Below are 17,347 nucleotides of genomic sequence, written 5' to 3'. Positions count from 1 at the left end.
GTCAGCGGCCGTCCACGCGCCGCACGGCGCTCGACGCCGGAGCGAACCCGGACCGTCCCCATGCCGCGGCAGCAGGTCCGGAGATCACGGCGGCCGTCGACCGTCCTGACTCGTCCTCGATCCAGACGTGCACGCGGCCCGCCGCGACGTCCTCGACGGTCTGCACGACCGTCTTGCCGCCCGTGTGCCCCGTTCCGCCCGTCGGGAACGCCGTGAGCGCCCCCGACTGCAGCCGTGCGGCGAGCGCGTCGAAGTCGGACAGCTCGCGGAAGCGCTCGATGCGCCCCGTCCGCAGCACGCCGCCCGTCGAGCGATCCACCCATTCGTGCGCTCGACGGGAGGCGCCGACGAGCGCCATGACGGCGAGGACCCAGAGCGCCGCCGTCCACACGACCACGCCGACGATGGCGACGGCAGGTCCTCGCGAAGGGCGCAGCGGCTCGTAGCCGTCGGCGATCTGCTGCTGCAGTCCCGCGATCCAGCCCGGCGCGACGATCGTGAAGACGAGCGCCGCGGCGCCGAAGACGCCCGCACCGGCGAGGTATGCGGTGCGCTTGCGACGCGAGGCGCGGCGCTCGAACTGCTCCGGCCGCGCGGCCAGATACCCCTTCTCGATCTCCTGCAGCTTCGCCACGGTCACCACCCCGGGAAGCCCGCGCAGCCCAGCGCGAGGCGGTAGAAACCGGTGGCCTGGTCGGTGAAGAGGCGGTACGACTCCGCGGTGTCGCGGCGTTCGAGAGCGGCGATCATCTCCGCCACGGTCGCGCGCAGCGTCGGCAGCCAGTCGGTGAACGCGCCAGGGGCGATGCCGGAGGCGTCCTCGTCGAGGATCGCGCGGACCTCGCGCGCGGCGGCCAAGGCGTCGGCGGCGCCCGTCGGGCTGACGGCCGCGCCCAGGCTGACGGCGGCCAGTCGTGTCACGGGCTCGCGCAGGCGCTCGCAGCGCTCCGCCAGGGCTTCCGCTTTCGTGGGCACCGTCCTGCTCCGCTCGCCGAGTCGTGCTCCGGAGGCCGCGCGCGAACGCGATCGACGCGGGAGCACACCGTGAAGCTCCCATGCTAGGTGGACACCGGTTTCGCTCCCCCGATGGGACATGGGGAGTTCAACCCATCCGGCGGGCACGACGCCGCGACGGGGAGTTCGGCCCATGCGCGCGCGGACCCGCGCGGCGGCCCCTGGATAGGCTCGAGCCATGTTCGACTCCCTGAGGCACGAGCTCGCCCGTCGTCAGATCGCCGCGACGGCGGTCATCCTCCCGGGAGACTCCGGTCCCGCACAGGAGGGCGCCCTGCGGCTGCGCGCCGACGACGCACGCGGCGGATGGTCGCTCGAGACGGTCGACTACGGCCGTCCGTTCCCGCTCGGCGCGGCGCACGACGCCGACGGCGCCTCGGCCATGCTGCTCGCCTACCTCGACAGACCGCTCCCGGAACCGCGTGCACCCGAGGCGCACGAGATCGAGGCGGCCGTCGACGCCGTGACATCGCACCTCTCGGATCTGCACGACCGTGCGAGCGGGGAGCCGCTCCTCGCCACGCTTCCGGCGGAGGTGCCGCTCGACCGCATCGGCGCCCTCGACGGCACCATGCTGTTCCCGTACGGGACGGCCTACGAGGCCCGTTCGCTGCCCCCCGTGGGCGTGCTGGCACCCGGCTCCGCACGGCACGCGTTCCTCACGCACGCGGACATCCTCGTGCGCGTGGAGGTCGCCGCCCCCTGGTTCGGGCAGCGGGGCGGGGGACTGCGTCTCACCCTCGCCGACGACTTCGTCGGCGTGCGCGATCTCGTCGCGGCGGGAGCGCTCGAGCGCATCCGCGTCGAGGCCTGACCGTCATCCGCCGATCGCGGCGACGAGCGCCGTGAGGGCCGACGCCGGGTCGGCGGATCGCGCCAGCTCCCGGTGCATGCCGCGCTCGATGCGGTAGGTGACGAGATCGCCGTCCTCCCGGCGGACGGTCCAGCGCAGCTCGCCGTCGCCCACCGCGACGAGCTCGGCCGGGGTCGGGCGCAGAACGTCCGCGCCCGCACGGAGGACCTCCTCCGCGATCCGGCCCGCGAGATCGTCGACGCCGGCATCCGGGGCGGACGGCGTGCGCTCTCCCCGGAGGAACGCGTCGTACGCCTCGGGAGCGGGCCATCCCGTCGGCACGCGCAGGACGGACTCGTCGGGCGCGACGAGCACGGTCGTCGCCGCCCAGACGGCGGCGAGCTCGTCGGGGCCCCGCGTGACGGCGTAGCGCACGTCGGCGCGGCGGTACGGCACGTCGCCCGGCGCCTCGCGCTGCAGCACGTCGCGCGCCCAGGCCGCCCGGCGGATGGCGCCGTCGCCCCACACGGCGAGCGCCGACTCGTCGACGAGGGGCGCGTCGGCGCCGGGCTGCCGCGCCGCGGCGAAGCTCGTCATGCGCGCGGGCGGAACTGCTCGGGGGGCGTCCGCCGGCCGGAGCGGAACACCTCGAGCGCCTCGTGCGGGGGCGCCGACGACGCCGCGAAGAGCACGCTCTCGTCCGAGGCCACGTAGATGCGCCCGCCTCCGCGGACCGCGTGCGACACGACGACCGCGTCGTCCTCGGGGAGGAGCTGGACGCCGAGCGGCGCGTCGGCCGGGACCATCCGGCGCCAGTAGCCGACGCCCACCTCGATGAGCCGCTGCTGGGCCGGCGTCCGCGCCCCGTCTGACGTGCTGTCCATGCTCGTATCCTCCCCTGCCTCGTCGCCCGGCACGGCGCTCATGCCGTGATCCGCACGATCGCACCCTGCGGATCGCGCACCTCGACGACACCCCGCCCGTGCTCGACGACAGCGGAGTACCCCACGGGCAGGCCCAGGGCCGCCACCGCCTCCGGTCGGCGGGCGAAGAGCTCGACGCAGTAGGCGATATCGCCCCGGAGCCGTTCGACGAGGGCGTCGTCGAACGGTCGTGCGCCGATGAACCACTGCGTCTCCGCGCCGACATCGATCCGCCGGCACTCGAGAGGGCCGTCTCCCTTCAGCACGTCGACCGTCATGAGGAGGGAATCGCGCCAGTGCGAGGGCACGATCTCGTCGATCCCGGCCGCGTGCGCGACGCGCTCCCATTCGGCGCGCACCCACAGCAGCTGCGTCACGTCGTCGACCCGCACCCGCGGCCGGGTCGATCTGCCGTCCTTCGTCGTCGCGACGAGCACGCCGTCACGGTCTTCGAACCGGACGCGATCCCATCCGAGGTCGATCTCGACGCCATCCGCCGCAACCGAGCCCGAACGCGCGATGTCGTCGATGAGCGCGTCCAGTTCACGCTGCGCCGATGCATGGGCGCGGAACACGACAGCCTCCCCCGGCAGCTCGGCGATCCGCTCGACGACCTCGCCGTTCCACTCCGGAGGAGCGCCGGCGGGTCCGATCACAGCGGTCCTCCCGCCAGCACCTCGCGGTCGCTGTCGCGCACGAGGGTGCGCACGACATCGCCCTCGACGATCGCCGTGACGCCGACCGGCAGAGCGAGGCAGCGCGCGACGGCTCGCCTCGCGCGCAGCACCTGCCAGGCTGGGAGCCGGACCAGCTGGTCGGCGCGCCACGGCTCCGCCGACTCCGGCGGGAACGGCTCCACGAACCAGCCCGAATCGTGCGGGGTCGTCGTCGCGATGCGGGTGAGCGACAGCATCCCCCGCTCCTGCCATCCCTTCACGCAGATGACGTCGTCGTCATAGGCGATGTCGGCCGCATCGACGCCCGCCGCCGTCGGCAGCGCGTTCAGCGCGACCATGAGCCAGATCGAGAGCGTGAGATCGTCGGTCGTTCCTCCGCGCGGGTCGACGGCGAAGTCGGGGGCGACGACACGGTAGCCGCCATCCTCCTCCCGCAGGAAGAGGGGCCCCCACCCGAACCCGATGCTGTAGCCGTCGCGCCAGTCTGCCGAGCGCTCCTCGAACGTGCTGATCACTCCCTGCGCGAGCGCCTCGAGCTCGACCGACGCCGTGGCGCGGATGGTCGCGCCACCCGCGCTCGACGTGATGGTCGTCACCGGGACATCGCTCATCGCGTCAGATCCTTCCCCTCGCCTGCCATCGTATGGGTCGCCGCCGACGTCACGGCAGGAGCTCGTCGATCCTGTCGACGAGCGCATCCCAGGCGCGCCTCTGCTCGCTCAGCAGCCAGCGCCGGCGCTCGGCGGAGAGCTCACCGAACTCCGTGTGCCCGTCCCACTCGCTCGGCATCCGGTCGCCCTTCGACGCGTTCACGCGGTCGGAGAGGCCCATGAAGTTCGCGGGCAGGTTCACGATCTCGACCATCTGCGCCCACGTGAGATCGCGGAAGCCCGCCATCTCGACGATCCGACGGAGCGGGATGATGTGGTCGGCCTCGAGCCGCTCGCGCCGCAGGTCCTGCTCGTCGGGGTACAGCGGGTCGGGCTGGAGGCCGTCGTCCCCGACCGGTCCCTGCACGGCGTCGCGCAGGGCCTGGTCGGGTGTCCGGGATCGCAGCAGCTCCGCCAGCCGGCGGTCGTCGAGCTGCGACAGCTGGTCGCGCCACTCGGCGTCGTCGAGGTCGTCGGGTCGACGGCCGTCGTCGAGACGCGTGCTCGACCCCGAGGCGCCGTCGCCCGACCCGGGGTTCTCGGCGACCCAGGTCTGACCTGCCTCGTCCCAGCGCATGTGCCAACCGCGTCCGCCGTCGGCGTTCTCGAGCGCGAGCGGCGTGCCGTCGCGGTGGTCGACGGGCCGCCCGGCGTCGTCCTGCGGTGCGCGGTCGAGGGCCGCCTGCACGTCTGCCTGCGTGTACGACCGCCCCGACTCCGTCACCGAGACGGTGGGCGTGGCCGCGGCGGACGTGAACGTCCCGGGATGGGCGACCGTCGGTCGCGGGGCCGGGCCCGCACCGCGGGCACCGGGATCGCCGTCGACGGGCGCACTGTCCATCGGTACGCCGTCAGCCGGCGCAGGGTCGGCGGGGGTGCCGTCGGCCGCTGGCGGATCGACGACGTCGGCGGGGTCGATCGAGGCGTCCCAGGTGACGGCGTCCGGCTCATCCGGCGGCCACGGCGATCGCGTTCCGTCCTGGCCGTCGACCACCCACACCTGCTCGCCGTCGTGGACGGCGTTGAACCAGTGTCCGTCGGCGTCTCCTGCGCGGTCGATGCCGACGACGCAGTGAGCGCCCGGTCCCTGCGCGCGCAGGGACGCCTCGATCTGCGCGGGTGTGACGGGCGTCTGCGGCAGGCCCGTGCGCGCCTCCATGCCCGCGATGTCGAGCGTTCCCGTTCCGGCGTCCTGCAGCGGATGCCCGTTCAGGAAGTCGTGCATGTTGGCCGCGACCGTGCCGCAGTTCTCGGCGTAGCCGTTCGAGAGGTCGTACGGGTCGTAGCCCGTGTTCGACTGCTGCAGGGCCTGGTCGAGCGCGTCCTGGATCTGCTCCGGCGTGTGGTGCGGGGCCGGCGACTCGAGCGGCGCCGGCTGCGCCGTCGCGTCGTCGGGGGTTGCCGGCGGGGCGGGGTCCGCGAGGTGGCCGTCGTGCTCGAGCTGCGCCTGCGACTGCGGGTTGCCATCGGAGTCGAGGATGCGGATCTGCAGTCCGCCGCCGTCCCGCCCGAATGCGGGCGCAATCCGCGAGATCTCGATGCTGCCGCCGGGCGGGAGGCTCACGAGATCGCGGATCGTGTAGTCGGCGTTCAGGCTGCCGAGCGGCAGGGCGCGCCCTTCGAACGACGTCCCGGGGAGGGAGAAGTAGTCGCCCTTCGGCGGACCCATCCGGTCGATCTGGTCGCCGAAGTGGGTGTGGAAGACGTCGATGTCGGTGATGCGACGGAACGACCCCGGCTCGCCGCCCGCGTTGCCGGGGTAGACGGGATAGCCGTTCGCATCGGTGTACCGGGCCTCCCACGCCGCCTGATCGGGCAGCGGCACACCGTTCTCGTCGCGCCCGAACGGTGCGGAGGGGTCGCTGATGAGGTGGGCGATCTCCGGGCGCACCGTTCCCGGATGGCCGTACGGCGGGGTGAGGTGACCGCTCGTCCCCGGTGCGCGCGGCAGGCCGTACGCGGGGTCGATCGGGTTCGCGGAGGCGGGGCTCTCCGCTCGCTCCCAGCCGTCGCCGAACTGCGCGTCCGAGTCCATCGGATGGTCCGTGTGCGCCGGCGAGGAGGGCCCCGTCGGCGACGCGGGCGTGCCCGTCCCGGCCGTGGTTCCTCGGGGAGTCGCGGGCGCGAGGCCCGGCGCGGCGAGGACGCCCGCGCCCGCGGCGGTCGCCGCTGCGGCGGCCGCCGCGTCCTCGGCGTCGGCATCGGCTTCCGCGTCGGCATCGGCTTCCGCGTCGGGGTCGGCTTCCGCGTCGTCCGCGGGTGCGTCGGGGGCGTTCTCCTCCGGCGCGGGCTGCTCGGGGGTGGTCTCCTCCGGCGCGGTGTCCGTGCCCGTCGGGCCCTCGTCGACGGACGCGGACTCGTCGGGGTGGTGCGCAGGTGCCGCGTGGCCGGCCGCGCCCGCCGGCGCGGTGTCGGCTGGCGCGGCGTCACCGGGGGTCGCGTCCGCCGGAGTCGCATCCGCAGGAGTCGCATCCGCAGGCGCCGCATCCGCAGGCGCCGCATCCGCAGGCGCCGCATCCGCAGGAGTCGCATCCGCAGGAGTCGCATCCGCGGGGGTCGCGTCCGCCGGAGTCGGGTCCGTCGGAGTCGGGTCCGCCGGAGTCGCATCCGCGGGCATCGCGTCCGCAGGAGTCGCATCCGCAGGAGTCGAGTCCGCCGGAGTCGCGTCCGCAAGCGTCGCGTCCGCAGGAGTCGGGTCCGCCGGAGTCGGGTCCGCCGGAGTCGCATCCGCCGGAGTCGCGTCCGCAGGAGTCGGGTCCGCAGGAGTCTGGTCCGCCGGAGTCGCATCCGCCGGCGTCGCGTCCGCAGGCGTCGGGTCCGCCGGAGTCCCATCCGCAGGAGTCGCATCCGCCGGCGTCCCATCCGCCGGAGTCGCATCCGCCGGCGTCCCATCCGCCGGAGTCGCATCCGCCGGAGTCGCGTCCACGGGCGCCGCATCCGCAGGCGTGCCATCCGCAGGCGTGCCATCCGCAGGCGTGCCATCCGACGGCGTGCCATCCGACGGCAGCTCGGTCGGAGTGTCGGGCGTCGCGTCGGTCGGGATCTCGACCGAGCCGCCGTCGGCACCGCCGCCGCTGCCCGCGTCGGCACCGCCCGGTGTCGGACCGTCGTAGTCCGAGGTGCCCGCACCGCCGCCGCCCGAGGACGAGCCACCGCTGCCGACGCCGCCCGGAGTCGGACCGTCGTAGTCGCCCACGGATGCGCCGCCGCCACCCGACGACGTCCCCCCGACGCCTCCGGCAGCCGGGGCGGGACCGTCCGGCAGAGACGTCGTCGATCCCGCGTTCTGGGTCGGCGACGCCGTGCCGCTCTGATCTCCCGCGGCGTTCGGCAGCACCGAGCGCGTGTCGATCCCGAGCGCCCTGCCGCCGAGGTTGAGCGCCGACGACCCGCCGCGCATCCCCGTGGAAAGGCCCGCCCCCAGCAGGGCGCCCCCGACGGCCGCGCTGAGCGGGTTGAACTCCTGGCCGTTGACGGCCGTCTGGTAGGTCGCGTCGACGATGCCTTCCGCGGCACCAGCGACCGTCTCGCCGCCGACCTCGCGCGCACCCGCGCGGAACCCCGGGCCACCCGGCCCTCCGATGCGGTTCGCGATCGGGCTCGCCACCATGCCGCCGACGCTCGCCGAGATGAACGCGTCCAGCACATTCTGCTGCTGGTATACGCCGTCGGGCTCCGCGTGCATGACGTTCATCGTGGCCGTCGAGATCGCGCTCGCGACGCCGCCCTGCGCACCCTGGATGAGCGCGCGCTTGAACATCGCCCGGCCCCCGCGCGCAGCGCGCAGCGCGCGGAGCATGTCGCGCAGGTTGTCGATGAGGTCTTTGATTCGGTTGCACCACTTCACGACGGTCGCCATGGCCTTCGCCGCCCCGGCGAGCGCGCCGAGACCGAACGAGAGGGCCCCCAGCAGGCCGGAGAGCGCGATGTCGGCGGCGATCTCGATCGCGAGCTGCTGGAGGAAGTCCTTCAGGCGCTCGCGCATCTTGCCGAGCTCGGTGATGTAGTCGCGCACCCACCCGGCCATGTCGCCGGCCGACGTCTGCAGCTGCAGCGCGGAGATCTGGATGCTCGAGTGCGCGTTCTGGATGCTCGCGACCTGCGGGATCGACATCCCGGCCATCCAATCGGTGCCGCTCGACGCCGTCGTGTGCGCCGTGCTCACCGCGTCGGCGAGCGCGTCCCACGCTTCCGCCCCGCCGCGGAGCTTGTCTTCGTCTCCGGTCGGGATGACGACCCCGACCTGCTGGAGCCCCCACTCGATGATCTCCTGGAACTCGCCGAGCGGCCCCGGCCATCCCGCGCCGAGCGCCGTGGGCGCGTCGGGGGCGTCGCCCTCGACGACCTCCGGCGCGGTCGACTGCACGATCGCGCGCGTCTCGCCCGCACCGGCGCCCTCCGCCGCCACGTAGGTGCGCGACACGTTCTCGAGCATCGCGGCGAGGATGTAGTACGCGTTGGCGATCGACTGGGCCGACTGCAGCGTCGCGGTCGCGCAGACGTCGTAGCCGTCGTCGCCCTGGGCGAAGTCCTCGGCGGCGTTGTCGTCGCCGGCCATCCCCTGATTGGCGGAGAGGGTGCTGCGGGCGGCTGCGATGGCCCCCTCGAGCTGCGTCGCCGCCGTGCGGTACGAGATCGCGTCCGCTTCGATCGTCGCCGCGGTGATCTTGACCTGGGTGCCGCTCATGCCGACATCGCCTGCTCGATCGAGGTCGCGTACTGGTCGAGCGAGGCGATGGCGCCCTCGTACGACGTCTTCGCAGAATGGACCTGCTGCTGCAGCCCCTCGGCGCTCATCCGCATCGCCTCGGCGCCCAGCGCCCACGCGTTGAACGCACCGAGGAACGCCTGCATGGCGGGGCCCTGCCAGTCGTTCGGGAGCATGTACGCGAAGCCGGACGCACCGCTGCGGAGCGCGTCGCAGTAGCCCACGAGCGCGGTCATCGCCTGCTCGAGCGCCTGCAGCTCCGCCACATCGGCCTGCTGGTCGGTCATCGGTCCCCCTCGCCGTCTGACGCGTCCATCGCGTCGACGCTGAACTCGAACACGGGCGCGTCACCTGCGCGGAGATCGGCGGGCACCGTGCCCTCGGCCGTCGCCGGCTGCGGACCGAAGTCGATCCCGCCCGCATGGTCTCCACGCATGTCGTGCGCGGCATACGCGGTCTCGCCCGACGGCTGCGGCTCGAACGCGGCGGGTGTCGCCTCGATCCGCGCCTCGTGGATCGACGAGTCGGGCGCGGGCGGCGCCTCCGCCGGAAGCGAGTCGACGACCGCGGCGGGCACCTCCGGCGCCGCGCCGTCCGGTGCCGCGCCGTCCGGTGCCGCGCCATCCGTGGCGTCGTCCGGAGCCTGGACGACGCCGTCGTCTGTCTCGGTGAAGCCGTCGCCGGAGGAGTCGTCGCCCGTCAGCTCCCCGACCGACTCGTCCGACAGGAACGGCGTCGTGCCGATCCCGTCGTCGTCGCCGTCGCCGTCGGTGTCGCCCGCTCCCCCGCCGCTGTAGCGGCCCTTGGAGCCCGTGACGGCTCCGCCGCCGAACCGCTCGACCTCGTCGTCGCCCGCGTAGTCGCGTCCGAAGAACTCGGCCATGTCCTCGGCTCGGGCTTCGCCCCGGGCGACGCCCTCCTCGAACTGGACGGCGTGCTTGCGCAGTCCCTGCATGGTGGGGATGGTCTGGGTCATGGCCTTGCGCAGGCCCGCCTCGGTGGTGTCGTAGCCGGCGCCCGCCGCGACGAGCCCGCCCTGCAGCCCGGTGAGCGCGAGGCGCACCTGCTCCGAGAGTGCGACGAACCGCGTCCAGTTCTGCTGGAACGAGTCGGCGTCGGCGCCCTTCCAGTTCTGCAGAGCGTTCTGCACCTGGGCATCCGCGCCCGACACGTGCCCGTCGAACGTCGCGATGACGGAGCCGAGCAGCCCCGCCACTTCGGCGAGCGACTCGGCCCGAACCCTGAACTGCACCATGTGGTCCCCCTCCGCAGGCGCGGTCGGCAGCGCAGAGCCGCCGACCGCGACGGGTCAGCCGTTGAAGGTCGCCGCGATGGCCGACTCGCTGTCCTCGTACGACAGGGCGGCCTGGTTGAGGAGGTCGCTGATGCCCTGCAGCGACTCCTTCAACTGGATGCCCGCCTGATCCCACTGCGAGTACAGCTCGTTGAAGCTCTGCGACGCCTGGCCGTTCCAGTCGCCCGCGATGAGCCCCTCGACGAGCGACTTGAGGTTCGACAGCTGCGACTCGATCGACTGCGATCCGCTCGAGAGCTGCCCCGCGACGCTGGCGAGCGACTCGGATGTGACCTTGATCTCTGCCATTTCGTTCCTCCCGGTGAAGACGATGATCCCCCGGCCCGGTGCGCGGGCCTCCTTCACGGTAACCACGGGAGTCCGATCCGTCTGTGGGGAGGAGTGCCCAACCGGCGGCCCGCCGCCATCCGTCTTCCTCTCGTCCTTCCCGCCCTCACTTTCATCCCTTACCGCCCTCATCCCTTCTCGCGCAGGTCGCAGTTCGCGGCCCGTGTCGGCCAGTTCAGGCCCGAAACCGCCACCCGGAGATCGGCCACTCTCGCCCAGGTCGCCGTTCGCGGCCCGTGTCGGCCAGTTCAGGCCGGAAATCGACACCTGGAGAACAGCCACTCTCACCCAGGTCGCCGTTCGCGGCCCGTGTCGGCCAGTTCAGGCCGGAAATCGACACCTGGAGAACAGCCACTCTCACCCAGGTCGCAGTTCGCGGCCCGTGTCGGCCGATTCAGGCCGGAAATCGACACCTGGAGGCGGGCGTCGCGGGCGACGACAGCGGCCTGTGGACAATTTCCGAGGCGCGTCGCGCGGACGTGCCACGGTGTCGGCATGACGCGACGACGGAGCGACATCCCCATCCATCTCGGCGACGCGTTCGCGGTGCGCGATGCGGTGGCGGCGGGGGTCGGCGAGAAGCGTCTCCGCGCCGCCGACCTCGAGCGGCCGTTCCGCGGGGTCCGCAGGAGGCCCAGCGAGCCCGTCGCGGTCGAAGACCCGTATGAGCGCCAGCGCATAGAGCGGGTGCGGATGGCCCGCGCCTACGTCCCCCGGCTGAAACCCGGCCACTTCTTCTGCCGGGAGACGGCGGCGTCGGCCTGGGGCGGCCCGCTTCCCGTCGGATTCACGCCGGATGGCCGCGTCGCGCAGGAGCGCGACCTCGGCGTGCACGTCGGAGCGATCGAACCGGATGCGCTCCCGCGGGCGGCGGGCGTCATCCGACATCGGATGCAGGCCGAGATGACGCAGCTGCGCGAGCACGACGGGCTCCTGCTCACATCGCCCGCGACGACATGGGCGAGCCTCGGCACCTTGCGGATGCCCGATCTCATCGCCCTCGGCGACTACTTCTGCCGCGTGTGGCGCGAGGGCGTCGGGCGTCCCGACGCGGGTCGTGCGCCCCTCGCGACGATCGCCCAGCTGCGAAGCGCCATGGATTCCGGGCGCTGGAGGGGGATCGTCGGCCTGCGCGAGGCGATCGGGTGGATCCGCCTGGACGCCTGGTCGCCGCGGGAGTCGATCGTCCGCTTCGAGCTCGTCTCGCGAGGTCTTCCTGAGCCCGAGCTCAATGTCGACGTGTTCGACGACACCGGACGCTTCCTCGGTTGCGTCGACATGGCCTACCGCGCTCAGCGCGTCGCGGTCGAGTATCTCGGGATGGTCCACGGTGCGGCATGGGCGGCCGACGTCGAGCGCATCGCGGCTCTCCGGGCGGCGGGCTGGATCGTCATCGAGGTCACCGCGCCGCTGTTCGCCGAGCCGCGCGAGCTCGTCCGCCGCGTCCGCGCCGCGCTCCGCGCCCGCGTCTGACACCGGCCATCCCGCCCCAAACCCGCCGTAAACGACGCCAACTGCAACCCCGGGGAGACGACACCCCACCCAGGTCGCAACTCCCGCCCCGAAACCCGCCGTACAGGACGCCAACTGCAACCCCGAGGGGAAGACACCACACCCAGGTCGCACCTCCCGCCCCGAAACCCCCCGTACAGGACGCCAACTGCAACCCCGAGGGGAAGACACCCCACCCAGGTCGCAACTCCCGCCCCCAAACCGCCCGCGGAGGACGCGAACCGCAACCCAGAGGAGAAGCGCCCCCACCCAGGTCGCATCTCCCGCCCCCAAACCCGCCGCAGAGGACGCGAACTGCGACGCGGGCGGGGAGAGAGACGCGGGCGGGGAGAGAACCGTGCCGACGCCCCGGCCGGCCGACTCAGGCGGCGGACGGCGTCACGAGCACGTCGCCGATGCGCACGACGTCGCCGGGCTGCAGGTCGAACCGGTCGCCATCGGCGGGCAGCGGGATCGTCCGCTCGCCGCGCAGCACCGACGAGCCGTTGCCCGATCCGGCATCCGCTGCCCGCAGCGCGCCGCGCTCGTCGAGGTGCAGATAGAGGTGCACGCGCGACATCGAGCGCGTCGCATCGGCGATCTCGACCGCCTGGGCTCCGAGCGTCGCCGCCGTCTGCTCTGGCTTGCGCCCCACCACCGCGTCGCCCGCGATGACGACGTCCTCACCCGTCGAGAAACGCAGCCGCACGCGCTCGCCCCACGTCGTCCGCGAACGCGCCGCCGCCCGGGACAGCGGGGCGGATGGCCCCGCGCCCACGGATCCCGCATCCCCCGGCACGGCGTCCGCCGGCACCGCAGACGCCGCCCCCGCAGACGCCGCCCCCGCAGACGCCGCTCCCGCAGGCGCACCACCCGCAACAGCACCACCCGCCGCCGCAGCACCACCCGCAGCACCACCCGCAACACCCCCACCCGCCGCAGCACCACCCGCTCCTGCACGCGGCTTCGGCGCCACCGCCCAGCCGTCGTCCAGGCCGTCGGCGCCGTCGCGCGCCGCGAGGATCAGCTGCCCGCAGCCGAGGCAGTACATGCTGCTGGGTTCGAGGGTCGCGGCGCAGTACGCGCACCGGGCGGAGGCCATGTCAGCTCCTCACTGCAGGATGTCGGGGACGCGCACGGGCAGCCATCCACGGGGCGTCGCGAGCACGCCGCCGCCGGTCGGCACCTGTCCGAGCAGGAACTTCGGGATGGCCGCGCCCGCCACCTGCGTGCCGTAGAGCGCCGCCTCCGGGCGCAGCACGAGCGCACGCCGCGAGCGCTTCGCCTCGACGAACGGCCCGCCGAACAGCGTCGACGTCGACTCGGCGTCGACCGAGACGATGAACGCCGCCCGGTGTCGGATGCCCGTGAGGGCGTGGTCGAGGGGCGCGTTCTTGAGCTGCTCGACGTCGTCGACGACGACGGTGACGAGGCCCGGGTACGGTGCGAGCACGTCCTCGAGCTCCATCGGCGTGAGATCCGTGCGCGTGACGACGGGCACCCCTCTCGACGCCGCGAGCTCGGTGAGCACCGACGGGCGCGGCGCGACGACGACCGTCGCATCGCCCCGGTCGGCGAGCTGGCGCACGATGTGCGCGAGCGTCGACGACCGGCCGGAGCGCCGTGTCCCCGACACGACGAACCCGCCGTCGGCCGGCCACGCGAGCGTGTACCGCGCGAGCCGGTCGCCGCCGACCGCGACGACGATGCCCGCCGCATCGTCGCCCTCCGCGATCGGCAGGTCGCGGATGGCCGACGCCGCCAGGTAGCGCGGCAGCGGGTCGACGCGGAACGGCTCGGACGCCCGCACCGTGCCGGCGTCGTCGAACGCATCGCGCACGCGCTCCACGACGCGCCGGAGCGCGGTCGTCTGCGCCTCGCCTCCCGTGTCGCGTCCGAGCACGGCGAGCTGGGCCTCCGCCGCGTCGACGCCGAAGAGCACGCGGCCGGGCGGCAGGTTCAGCGGCACGTCCTTCGCATGGATGCCCGCGGCGCGGTAGTCCGAGATGTCTCGCACGGGCAGCACGTACTGCGCGTCGATGAACGCGGCCACCTTGTCTCCGAACACCCCGCGATCGCCCGTCATCACGATGCGCACGCCCACGGCCGGGCCCTCGCGCAGCAGCCGGATGAACTGCTCGCGGAAGGCGAGCAGTTGCTCGGGCGTCATCGACGACAGCATCCGCTCCCATCCGTCGACCGCGACGATCGCATACGGCAGCGCTTTGCCCGCCGCGGCGGATCGGCGCTGCTCCGAGATGTGACCGACACCCGCCGCCGACAGCACGGCCTGCCGGCGTGCGAGGTCCTCCAGCAGCCGTTGCATGAGCCGCGGCAGCCGGTCGGCGTCGAGCTGCGTGACCACGGCGCCGCAGTGCGGGGCGTCGGCGAGCGGCAGCAGCGCGCCGTTGCCGAAGTCGGCGACGTAGAGGTGGACGTGGCCGGGGTCCATCCGCTCGACGACCTGGGCGAGCACGGTGCGCAGAGCCGTCGTGCGCCCCGACATCGCCCCGCCCGCGAAGAGCAGGTGCGAGCCGGAGGCGACATCCCACACGAGCGTGCGCTGCGCCTGCGCCCTGGGCACGTCCTCGAGGCCGAGCACGACCTCCGTCTCGCCGCGCGGCTCCGCCTCGAAGCGCTCGACGGGCAGCGTGAGCGGCAGGGGCATGAGCCACGGGCTGGGGTTCTTCGCGATCCCGAGCGCATCGGTCGCCGCGCTGACGAGGCCGACGAGGGCCCGCAGGTCGGTGTCGTCGTGATCGTTGTTGTCGGCGTGCGCGCCCGACGCGGGCGGATACTTCACGGGGAACCCGAGCGCGTCCCACGCGAGGGGTGCCTTGGGCGGCAGCACCTTCGCCGTGCGCACGGCGCCGGGGCGGATGCCCGCGACGCGCGCCGTCTGGAAGCCGGCGGGCGCCGTCGACGGACCGAGGCGCACGAAGCCGCGTCCCGGCGTCGACGGGCTGATGAGCGCCGCCTCGCCCGAGCCGAGCACATCCGACGAGTCGCCGCGGTCGGTCACCCGCAGTGCGACGCGCAGGTTGATGTTCGACTGCATCTCGGGTGTCACGACGCCGGATGGCCGCTGCGTGGCGAGCACGAGGTTGACGCCCAGCGAGCGTCCGACGCGCGCGATGCGCACGAGGCCGTCGATGAACTCGGGCAGCTCGGTGCGCAGCTCCGCGAACTCGTCGATGACGATCATGAGGCGCGCAAGGCCCCGACGGGCGGCGGTCTCGGCGTCCTTCGCCCACGCGGCGTCGATGTCCTTCGCGGCCATCTCCCGCAGCACCTGCTCGCGGCGCTTGAGCTCGGCGTCGAGCGAGGCGAGCGCGCGCTCCGTCTCGCGCGCGTCGAGGTTCGTGACCATGCCGACCGTGTGGGGCAGGCGCTCGCAGTCCGCGAAGGCCGATCCGCCCTTGTAGTCGATGAGCACGAAGTTCAGAGCGTCGGGCCGGTTGGCCATCGCGAGTCCGACGACGAGCGCCTGCAGGAACTCCGACTTGCCGGAGCCGGTCGTGCCGGCCACGAGCGCGTGGGGGCCGTCGCGCGAGATGTCCAGCGCGAACTCGCCGTCGGCGTTCGCGCCCACGACGACGTACGTGTTGCGCGGCTGCGCCGTCCACCTCCGTACGAGCGGGGCCGCGTCGTCGAGGTCGATGCCGAGAAGGTCGACCATCCGCACGCTCGTCGGGAGCATGGCCTCGTCGCCGACCCCCGAGACGTGCTCGAGCGCGCACAGCGCCCTCGCCATCCGCTCGCAGGAGGCGACATCGGCCCCGTCGAGGAGGACGGAGGGGAACCATCCGCCCGGTCGCTCCAGCGACGCCATGGACGGGTCGGCCGGGTCGACGACCACGACGCTCGTCGCCTCCTCGGGCAGGCGCGACCGGTCGCTGTCGAGGGCGAGCACGTGGATGCCGTGCTGCGCGCCGTGCTCGAGCAGCGGCACCATGCCCGGCAGCATGCGGAAGCGGCGGGCGCCGTCGACGACGACGAGCACGTCGGTGGGCGCCTCGTAGCCGCGCTGGCCGGCCATCCGCATGCGCACGTCGAGCGCGACGGCGATCTCGCGCAGCCGCTCGCGGCGCGTGTCGTCGTCGTTGCCGACGAGCGCGGGCACGTGCGCGGCCGACTGGGCGTGCGGCAGCCATCCCGCCCAGCCCCAGTCGCCCTCGCCGCCGTCGTCGCACAGCACGATGACCTCGGCGTCGCGGGGGCTGCGCAGCGCGGCGAACGACAGCACCATCGACCGGGCGAGCGAGCGCACGGCGTCTGCGGGGCCGGCGATGCCGATGACGCCGGCGCGCGCGTCGGCGGCGACGGGGGCGGGGCCGACGCCGACGCGCTGCTCGGCGCCGCGGTCCCGGCCGCCGCCCTCGAACCGGACGTCGAGGTCGATCTCGGTGACGCCGACGCGCAGCGCCATGGCGTCGACGTCGGCCTTGCGACGCTCCCACAGGCGGGAGAGGGGGCGCAGCACGATGTCGCGCACGACGACGGGGTCGGGCAGCCGGTACCAGGCCGTCAGGCGCTGCCGCTTCACGAGGTCGCGCACCCGCTCTCCCGCCCGCTTGACCTCCTCGATCCACTGCTGCTCTGTCTTGAGGCCCTTCTTCTTGGCGAGCTTGCGCTGCGTGAGGAACGAGCCGACGACCATGATCGGGCTCGCGGCCGCCATGAGCAGCATGACGGGGCGCTGGAAGAGGATGGCCATGGTCACGCCGAGCACGACGGGGATGACGGCCGAGAGCCACGGCAGCGGCGACTGGTCCTGGTCCTCCGGCTTGTCGCCGGGCAGGGGGATGGCGGGCTGCGCGGCCTGAGCGGGAACGCGCGACGGCCGGTTGAAGCCGCGGACGCCGGCGGCGTCGGTGAGGTCGGCGTCGGAGCGCGGCGCGATGCCGATGCGCACGATGAGGCTGCCGAGGTGGACGAGGTCGGCGGGCACGATGCGCTCGGGGGCCGTGACGAGGGTGTCGTTGACGCGGACGACGGCACCGGGCGCAGGGGCGATGGTCGCGAGCAGGGGGTCGGATGGCTCGCCGAGCCCGATCTGGATCGTCACGTGCCCCGCCGCGAGCGACGGGTCGGCGACGCGCACGTCGTCGGCATCGCCGCTGCCGAGAGTGAGCGACTGGCCGCGCTCGAGGGGGACCGAGCGCCCGGCGAACGGGCCGCCGACGATCTCGAGGCGCACGGTGCCGGCCGGCGGCTCGTCGGCCCCGGGTGGCGGGACGATCGCGCCCGACACGAGCGCCGACGCCGCGAGCGGGGTCGCATCGCCGGCTGCGGGGTCGAGGAGCTGCGGGCTCACGCCGAGCGACTCGGCGACCTCGCCGACGGTCGTGGCCTCGTCGACGTCGAGCATCCACGAGCTGTCCTCGGTGGGCGACGTCCGCAGGGTCAGGCGCACGGTCATCCGTTCGGGTCCTCTCGTCGATGGCGT

14 protein-coding genes are annotated in these 17,347 nt (G+C 73.6%); 2 read left to right on the top strand and 12 right to left on the bottom strand.

The features are described 5' to 3' along the window. Position 1 precedes the first annotated feature (1 nt). Positions 2–634 (bottom strand): hypothetical protein, encoded by a 633-nt coding sequence (locus tag ACWGPF_RS02530; RefSeq protein ID WP_452331321.1) that lies wholly within the window; start codon positions 632–634, stop codon positions 2–4. Between the two features lie 2 nt (positions 635–636). Then, positions 637–975: a hypothetical protein gene (locus ACWGPF_RS02525; protein WP_452331320.1), complete on the bottom strand. Its 339-nt coding sequence runs from the start codon at positions 973–975 to the stop codon at positions 637–639. Between the two features lie 217 nt (positions 976–1,192). Here ACWGPF_RS02525 and ACWGPF_RS02520 point away from each other — a divergent pair, with 217 nt between their 5' ends. After that, the gene (locus tag ACWGPF_RS02520; RefSeq protein ID WP_452331319.1) at positions 1,193–1,828 is read left to right on the top strand and encodes a TNT domain-containing protein; all 636 of its coding nucleotides are present in this window, start codon (positions 1,193–1,195) and stop codon (positions 1,826–1,828) included. A 3-nt stretch (positions 1,829–1,831) separates the two neighbouring features. On the opposite strand, the gene ACWGPF_RS02515 is transcribed toward ACWGPF_RS02520, so the two are convergent. From ACWGPF_RS02515 to ACWGPF_RS02480, 8 genes are read right to left on the bottom strand one after another with little or no spacing between them, the layout of a single operon-like run. Then, positions 1,832–2,404, bottom strand: coding sequence for a hypothetical protein (locus ACWGPF_RS02515; protein WP_452331318.1), 573 nt, complete (start codon positions 2,402–2,404; stop codon positions 1,832–1,834). Next, a complete protein-coding gene (locus ACWGPF_RS02510) occupies positions 2,401–2,691 on the bottom strand; it encodes a hypothetical protein (RefSeq protein WP_452331317.1) in 291 nt (96 codons plus the stop codon). The genes ACWGPF_RS02515 and ACWGPF_RS02510 overlap by 4 nt, the downstream gene beginning before the upstream one ends. Positions 2,692–2,729: 38 nt before the next feature. Further along, complete coding sequence (locus ACWGPF_RS02505; RefSeq protein ID WP_452331316.1) at positions 2,730–3,386, bottom strand: hypothetical protein; 657 nt, start codon at positions 3,384–3,386, stop codon at positions 2,730–2,732. Further along, positions 3,383–4,018 (bottom strand): hypothetical protein, encoded by a 636-nt coding sequence (locus ACWGPF_RS02500; RefSeq protein ID WP_452331315.1) that lies wholly within the window; start codon positions 4,016–4,018, stop codon positions 3,383–3,385. Before ACWGPF_RS02500 ends, ACWGPF_RS02505 begins: the two co-directional genes overlap by 4 nt. A 49-nt stretch (positions 4,019–4,067) precedes the next feature. Further along, positions 4,068–8,744 (bottom strand): glycohydrolase toxin TNT-related protein, encoded by a 4,677-nt coding sequence (locus ACWGPF_RS02495; RefSeq protein WP_452331314.1) that lies wholly within the window; start codon positions 8,742–8,744, stop codon positions 4,068–4,070. Beyond that, positions 8,741–9,052, bottom strand: coding sequence for a WXG100 family type VII secretion target (locus ACWGPF_RS02490; protein WP_452331313.1), 312 nt, complete (start codon positions 9,050–9,052; stop codon positions 8,741–8,743). Before ACWGPF_RS02490 ends, ACWGPF_RS02495 begins: the two co-directional genes overlap by 4 nt. Then, positions 9,049–10,020: a WXG100 family type VII secretion target gene (locus ACWGPF_RS02485; RefSeq protein WP_452331312.1), complete on the bottom strand. Its 972-nt coding sequence runs from the start codon at positions 10,018–10,020 to the stop codon at positions 9,049–9,051. The genes ACWGPF_RS02490 and ACWGPF_RS02485 overlap by 4 nt, the downstream gene beginning before the upstream one ends. 54 nt (positions 10,021–10,074) lie before the next feature. Continuing rightward, positions 10,075–10,368 (bottom strand): WXG100 family type VII secretion target, encoded by a 294-nt coding sequence (locus tag ACWGPF_RS02480; protein ID WP_271172613.1) that lies wholly within the window; start codon positions 10,366–10,368, stop codon positions 10,075–10,077. A 534-nt stretch (positions 10,369–10,902) separates the two neighbouring features. Between ACWGPF_RS02480 and ACWGPF_RS02475 the strand changes: the two genes are divergently transcribed. Beyond that, complete coding sequence (locus ACWGPF_RS02475; RefSeq protein ID WP_452331311.1) at positions 10,903–11,880, top strand: hypothetical protein; 978 nt, start codon at positions 10,903–10,905, stop codon at positions 11,878–11,880. A gap of 400 nt (positions 11,881–12,280) precedes the next feature. On the opposite strand, the gene ACWGPF_RS02470 is transcribed toward ACWGPF_RS02475, so the two are convergent. Both ACWGPF_RS02470 and ACWGPF_RS02465 read right to left on the bottom strand, forming a co-directional pair. Further along, a complete protein-coding gene (locus ACWGPF_RS02470) occupies positions 12,281–13,000 on the bottom strand; it encodes an FHA domain-containing protein (protein WP_452331310.1) in 720 nt (239 codons plus the stop codon). A gap of 9 nt (positions 13,001–13,009) precedes the next feature. Beyond that, on the bottom strand, positions 13,010–17,320 hold the full coding sequence (locus ACWGPF_RS02465) for an FtsK/SpoIIIE domain-containing protein (protein ID WP_452331309.1): 4,311 nt from the start codon (positions 17,318–17,320) through the stop codon (positions 13,010–13,012). Positions 17,321–17,347 lie beyond the last annotated feature (27 nt).

The organism is Microbacterium sp. NPDC055683 (genome assembly GCF_053617895.1).
Note: the sequence above shows the minus strand (reverse complement) of the source record. Positions and strands in the feature narration are given on the sequence as shown.